Source organism: Ruegeria sp. AB7 (assembly GCF_056542625.1).
Window position 1 is genome coordinate 35,545 of record NZ_JBQGAC010000013.1, and the last position, 6,546, is coordinate 42,090.

Consider the following 6,546-nt stretch of genomic DNA (forward strand, 5'->3'; position numbering starts at 1 on the left):
GAGAACCGGATTGTGATGGGTAGCGACGAGAGCGGCCTGGAACATGACGTGACCCGCGGGCCGCACTTGCAAAATATCAATTTCGAGTTGGAGGCTCGGCCGACCGAAAGTTCAAAAGATTGTTGGTACTACAATCTGTATTATCCCGCAAAGAAACCATAGCTTGGATTGGTAGACCAGCGGGGCATCAACTGCTCCTACCCATAGCAGACCGACCGACAACTACTGTTGATCAGGCTGAAGCAATCCTCTGAGGTACAAAAGAGATTAAAAACCAGTCAATCGAGAAACCCGCATGCTGCGTCAAGGGAATGCGGCGCAGATTGAAACAGCGTCGCCCCTGATCCCACGATGCCGGCCATCCGCTCGTGCTCCAAATCATTTGATGGCTAACACGATTGCGTTGGTATAGGGTCTCCTTTGGCTGAAAGACCGTGCAACGATAACAAGGCGACAAGGAATTAGGCGGTATGCGTGTACTGTTGACCGGCGGTGCCGGATACATTGGAAGCCATACGCTATTAAAACTGCTGCAAGATGGCATTGACGTGCTGGCGCTGGATAACTTCTCCAACAGCTCGCCCGAAGTGTTGCGCCGGGTCCAGAAACTAACCAACTCGAGCTTTGCAACTCACGTTGGCGATTATCGCGCCCCAGATGTGCTTGATGAGGTCTTTGAGAAATTTCGCCCCGACGCGGTCATTCACTTTGCGGGATTAAAAGCGGTTGGTGAGTCCAACGAAAAACCACTGACCTATTACGCGCAGAATGTTTCGGGCAGCATAAACCTGCTGGACTGCATGCAGCGGCACGGCTGCCAGAATATCGTCTTCTCATCTTCTGCCACGGTTTATGGCGAGGCGCAGTATCTTCCGTATGACGAAGATCACCCACTAAACCCCACCAATCCGTACGGTCGCACAAAATACTTTATCGAAGAGATTATCCGCGATTGGATTACTTCACGACCGCACGCGAGTGCCGTCCTCTTGCGGTATTTTAACCCGGTTGGGGCGGATGAGTCTGGCGATATTGGAGAGGATCCACGCGCGATCCCAAATAATCTACTGCCCTACATCTCTCAGGTGGCAGTCGGCAGACTCAAAGAGCTCAGCATTTTCGGCAACAATTATGAAACTCGGGATGGCACGGGCGAGCGTGATTATATCCATATTGATGATCTAGCGGCAGCCCATCTTGCCGCCGTCAAATACGCTCACGAGAACCATGGATGCGAAGCCATTAATGTCGGTACCGGAACAGGAATCACTGTATTGGAAATGGTGAAAGCGTTCGAGAAGGCATCAGGCAGAGAAATCCCATTCAAAATCGCGGAAAGGCGCCAAGGTGATGTAGCACGTAGTTTTGCCGAAGTGTCCAAAGCACAAAGGTTACTTGATTGGACCGCTAAGCGTGACTTAACTGATATATGTAGAACAGCATGGAACTGGCAATCTAAAAACCCGTCGGGCTTTGAGCATTAATCACTACCTTAGGCCTTGATGCTGCCTGAGAGGCAGTGAGCAAATCACCCTGCCTTTATGTCACTGTGCCCTTAATTCTCTAATATCCATAGACCACTAATCAGCTACCTCGCACACATTCGGTGAAGGGCCATTAATAAACCGATTTGAGGCTATGAGTTTGAGTGCGGATTGCCAAATAAAACTAGCAAGAAATCTTAGTTTCTAGTTTTTCAAGCAAGCCTGGGTTGCAAGACTTGACCTGCACACGAATAAAATAGGTGGCCATTAGCGTAAAATTTCCGGCCTGTAAGTTCCTGATCGCAGGGAATCCGACCTCAAGGTATGCATTAGCAGATGTAAAACGATAGCATAAACAAGTACACCGACCCAAGGAGCTTCAGAAACGTATTAAGGTCGCCAAGCAAACTCTCTACCAATGGAAAAAAATGCTAAAGGGCTTGTAGCGCGGCCGAGGCCGTCTTCGTCTCGTATACGGTAGTTAAGGCCGGCATTTAAGACCCACTCGGACTCGAGTTCATAACTATAAACAGCATTCAAATCTGTCCGCTCAACGCGTGGGTCAACGATAGTATCATCGGTAAGGACTTGAGTTGCGGAAAGCCCAAGACGGGAAGAAGGACCAAGGCCCAGGATATAGACGATGTCTAAGATGTACTCATCGCGAAAAACGTCATCATCTGTAATAACAACATCCCGGTCAAAAAAGACACGGATTTCGTTTTCTCCGAAAACTTGAGCGTAGCTTAACGACCCGATTGGCTCAGTCTTTCCATCATTTGTGTGTGCAACACCGAGGCTTGCCGAAAAGTCCCCATCAAGGACTGCTATACTGCGGCCAACCCTCAAACTATTGAGGCGCCCGGCTGTAGCGAGTTCGGTTTCCAAATCGAATGTTGCCGTGCCGTTTGGCATATCATGTTCGATACCAAAACTGCCAATCGGGCCAGTGGTAAGCACATCACCCTCAATATCGCGCCTATCATCAATGTCAGTATACCCAAAGGCAAAATTGACGCGAGTACGTGACGTGAGTTCGTGGAGCAATCCAAGCGTTATATCCTTGGTAGTCCGATGCCGTTGATCCGGATCATCTTCTTCAAATCGCTCCGCGCTGACATCAACGGTAGCGGTGGTTATCGGAGACAAAGCAAAGCTGGCTCCGGCTCCCGCGCTGATAGTGCTGTTGTCAAAAAGACCTGAGCTTGTTTGATCAGTATATCTGAGCTCCCGGGCATCTACACGAAAATAGTATCCAATTAAATCCCTGCGACCAAAGTCCATTTGGAAGGCCAGGTTGTATTCATTGCGCGTACCATCGCCTGTAAGATCGGGGAAATCGGACGGTATTTCCAATACACCCTCATCATCAACGAATGTCTCCAAAGACCGTGAAAATCCGATATCATAGCTGGAATAATCGATGCCGAGATCAAGACCGGCATTCGCGCCATCGCGGATGTAGTCAAAATCAAAAATGGAATCACCAATATCGAACTCATTGCCCCTGTCCGGCAAATCTGACCAACGCAGGGCCGTGACGGCATCCAGGCTGAGGCTTTGAATTGGGGTTTCACTGGATAGTCCGAAAGATAATATCGTCGAAGCGATTGTGCCATGGCCCTGTTCGGGAACATCAAGAGTCAGGTTTTCTCCAGCTTCTATACGTTGGGCCAGGCCCAGAGTCATTTGGAGGCCACCGGGGTCCAAGTCCACGCCTTGAGCGTAAGCACGATCGTTTACATTTACAACAAGGCAAACAGCGCCCCAAAACGCCGTTTGTAGAAGTAGCTTTTGTTTCACTGCCCTGCCCCTTTTCGGGGTTACTCGAACAAGCGCCGTTGTGGGATTACAATTACATCACCGTCGGCCAGCTTTGTCGATCCCCCCATTCCTGTGCCGTCCAACATCGCATCGTAGTTAAACTGATATACAGTTTCTTTACCTGATTTGTCTGTACGACGCAGCATTATCCGTTTTGTAGCCGCAAATCTAGAAAATCCACCCATTTCGCCGAAGAACTGCAGCAACGTTGTACCGCGCACTGGCGCATGCCGACCAGGTGTTCCGGCTTCGCCGATTACATAAACATCTATTGTGCGCTCCGGTAAGGGCTCTTGTGGTACATTGAGGGCCCCCAGCGATACAAAAACATTGGGAGGTGAAGCAAAGTTCGGAGCCAGCAACTGCTTGAGTTCATTGCTAACCTGTTCAACGCTTCGGCCGCCGGCGCGCAATGAACCTGCTAATGGAACGTTGATCCGGCCATCCGGCCGCACCAAGACCTCGCGGTTCAGACTTTCATCTTCCAACACCTCAATAAGCAGCGTATCACCTGATTGAATGCGATAACCCTGCGCCATGGCTGGCAACGCCGTGGCACCAGCGATGATTGAAACGAGCAGCGCAACAATAGATTTCATATTCAAACTCTTTCCATTTTGCCTTGATCTCTTCCCGGCGACCCGCCGAAAACTCAGCAACCTCTTACGGCGTCATTTTGACCTTCTTTTGGTGGAATTTCTACGAATTCTTCTAGGTTGCATCAAATTTACCTTTCTTTGACGCAACTTGGCTACGAATCCTTTTGGTTGCGTTCTGCACGGGCATGATTGCACCACATTTGTGCTTTTGGTTCACTTCATTGGCGTGATAGCGTTTCATTTGCACAATACCCTTAGGGGCGAAGGGCACCCTGTTTGTCGGGATAATCTTGTTGGGAATGAGTTTGGGAAGTGCCGCGCTGATATCAGATGTATTCTATAGGTACGGCTTCTACAGTCTACTTGGGCCTCGGCAGCTTTTAAGTTTTGAGTGTAGGCACACCATTCTGATGATACGATCCACTTCAGCAGTCCACCCATAACCGGAACAGGTGACAGCGCATCAACGGTGCCCTTTTTGCCAAGCCTTCTGGCTTCACTCATCCGTAGAATGCCCGAGTGCCATCTATATCACTGTGCCTTTAATTTCTGGGCACAGTTACATCCTGGTGCATTTACCAAGATTTTGTGCCCTGAATATCTCGGATCTCCAAAGGTCACCAACCAGCTACCCCAAATACATTCGGTGAAAGATCCCATGGGTCGCTGTACCTGTTCACGTCTGTCGGACACACAGCATATTCTCAGAGTGCACGGTCTCGGAATTTAGAGCCCAGTCCAGAAATTAAGGGAATAATTCGGAACTGATTTTGCTCACCTTTTGAAGCGAGCGTCCAGCAATTAAGGACACAGTGACAGCTACGAAGGTCAATGGTCAAAAATTACAACATGTGTAGACGCCCAAAACGCAAGAGGTAATTTAGTCGGTCTTTAGCATCGGTTCGGTACTGACATGCGTTCGGCCTGTTGAGCGGCCTTTGTATTTGCCGCTGGCCCGTATGGAGTTGGCGGATTCGGTCCAATTCAAAACCACGTGCTCGAAGCACTCTGTTGCAAGCTGGTTTTCCTGATCCGGTTTCACTATCCTTATGTCATACCGTCCATTGTTCTCTTCCGTTTCCGCCGCCTCGCAGCCTGCGTATGCGTTATGCGCAGGCGACTGGAGCCCGGTAGGCTTCCCTTTTGCTTGTCGAGACCCAGGCGATCCTTGCCATCTTGTTGGCCAGGGCTTCGCGAACCAGCAGTGGTGGCTTGCGTTCGATCATGCGGACAAGCCAGGGATCGCTTCCTGGCCTTTTATGTGAACGCCACATAACAACGCTGTTGGCGCCGATGATCAACAATCGCCTGAGCGAGCGTGCCCCCATCTTTGTTGTTGCACCGAGACGTTGCTTACCCCCGTCGAATGCTGTCTGGGGATCAGTCCGAGCCAAGCCGCGAAGTCGCGTTCTCGACGGAACGTCTACACCTACAGAGCCTCCTGCCTCTATTGGAATCCACACCAGTATGAAGACGGAGCAATCCGTGTCCTTCTGCTCACATTTTCTGATGAAATTGTCTACATTATATATGTGATTGCGCGTAATCAGGATGGCCGCGAATAATGCAGCATTACCAACACAAAATCTCTCGGTGGCAAACACGCTCGAATGGTTTCCTAAGCGATCTTCGAACCCTCGAGATTGGTGAAGCGGCGGTGACCGCGCTAATTGCAAGTTTCGACAAGCAGCGTTTTTCGGATGCACTTTTTAGTGAGTTGGGCGTCGATCGCCCAAACGCCCTCAACACCGCTGTTTGCAAAAGACGCGCCGAATATTTAGCTGGTCGCGCTATGGCGCGCGCTGCGTTGTCTGCTTTCAGAAAAGACCCTGCTCAAATTACGATAGGACCGAACCGGGAACCGATCTGGCCCAAAGGGATTGCCGGGTCGATCACTCATACCAACCAGCGCTGTGCTGCAATGGTATCAAACCAGTCTGGTGCTCTGGTTGGCATCGACATCGAAGATGTAGCCCACGAGTCTGTGTTGGATTCGATATTCCACTTGACTTTATTACCAGACGAAACCCACCTGATCCGCAATCAGGGTGTGTTGCCGCCAGCGGATTTGGCCACTCTCGTCTTTTCCGCTAAGGAGACCCTTTACAAAGCCCTTTTTCCGGCCGTGCGTCAGTTTTTCGGATTTGACTATGCCGCGCTTGATGCCGCGCCAACCGAAAACAGCCTGAACCTGCGCCTGACAAAACCACTTTCGGATTGGTTATGCGTAGGCGCGATTTTCAACATTGGTTACCAGTTGACCGGAAACATCGCCATCACCTGGCTTGTTACCAGCGCGCCTGGGGATTGAACTCTTGAAGTTCTATCGCAAACTCTGTCCAACCACTGGGTCTTGCCAATATTCTTACTAGGCATAGTTTTGTTTTAGCACAAATATCTACACATGTTACGCGCAATATTCTCCACTTCTGCTCATTACCTTCTATCTTCCAAAGTCACAATCTCATCTGATAAATATCCCTTACCATGTTTATTTGATTTTGCCGCCAAGCGGTGCAAAGTACATTCCATGAGGCCCCCAGCCGCCTAGGCTCTGGTTTCATTGATTTGGTTGCAATTTCTGGACCGGGCTGACTCAACTTCCTGGCCTTCAGGAGGCGTGATGAGTGGCTTGTTTT

Annotated in this window: 4 protein-coding genes and 1 pseudogene; 2 read left to right on the forward strand and 3 right to left on the reverse strand. The window is 50.0% G+C overall.

Features of this window, described 5'->3' with window-relative positions:
* Positions 1–470 precede the first annotated feature (470 nt).
* A complete protein-coding gene (galE, locus tag ACR0EN_RS20630; RefSeq protein WP_170819480.1) occupies positions 471–1,484 on the forward strand; it encodes a UDP-glucose 4-epimerase GalE in 1,014 nt (337 codons plus the stop codon).
* Between the two features lie 390 nt (positions 1,485–1,874).
* Here galE and ACR0EN_RS20635 read toward each other — a convergent pair whose 3' ends face one another.
* From ACR0EN_RS20635 to ACR0EN_RS20645, 3 genes and pseudogenes are all read right to left on the reverse strand, one after another.
* The gene (locus ACR0EN_RS20635; protein WP_480537309.1) at positions 1,875–3,287 is read right to left on the reverse strand and encodes a hypothetical protein; all 1,413 of its coding nucleotides are present in this window, start codon (positions 3,285–3,287) and stop codon (positions 1,875–1,877) included.
* A 20-nt stretch (positions 3,288–3,307) separates the two neighbouring features.
* The gene (locus tag ACR0EN_RS20640; protein ID WP_170819482.1) at positions 3,308–3,907 is read right to left on the reverse strand and encodes a polysaccharide biosynthesis/export family protein; all 600 of its coding nucleotides are present in this window, start codon (positions 3,905–3,907) and stop codon (positions 3,308–3,310) included.
* Positions 3,908–5,013: 1,106 nt separating this feature from the next.
* Positions 5,014–5,330 (reverse strand): annotated as a pseudogene (locus tag ACR0EN_RS20645) (transposase); the annotation flags it as partial.
* 234 nt (positions 5,331–5,564) lie between these two features.
* On the opposite strand from ACR0EN_RS20645, the gene ACR0EN_RS20650 reads away from it, so the two are divergent.
* A complete protein-coding gene (locus ACR0EN_RS20650; protein WP_170819483.1) occupies positions 5,565–6,218 on the forward strand; it encodes a 4'-phosphopantetheinyl transferase superfamily protein in 654 nt (217 codons plus the stop codon).
* The last annotated feature ends 328 nt before the right edge of the window (positions 6,219–6,546 follow it).

Bases quoted from the DNA above. Each gene is read 5' to 3' on its own strand.
- ACR0EN_RS20640 (WP_170819482.1), bottom strand. From the start codon at position 3,907: ATGAAATCTATTGTTGCGCTGCTCGTTTCAATCATCGCTGGTGCCACG.
- galE (WP_170819480.1), top strand. From the start codon at position 471: ATGCGTGTACTGTTGACCGGCGGTGCCGGATACATTGGAAGCCATACG.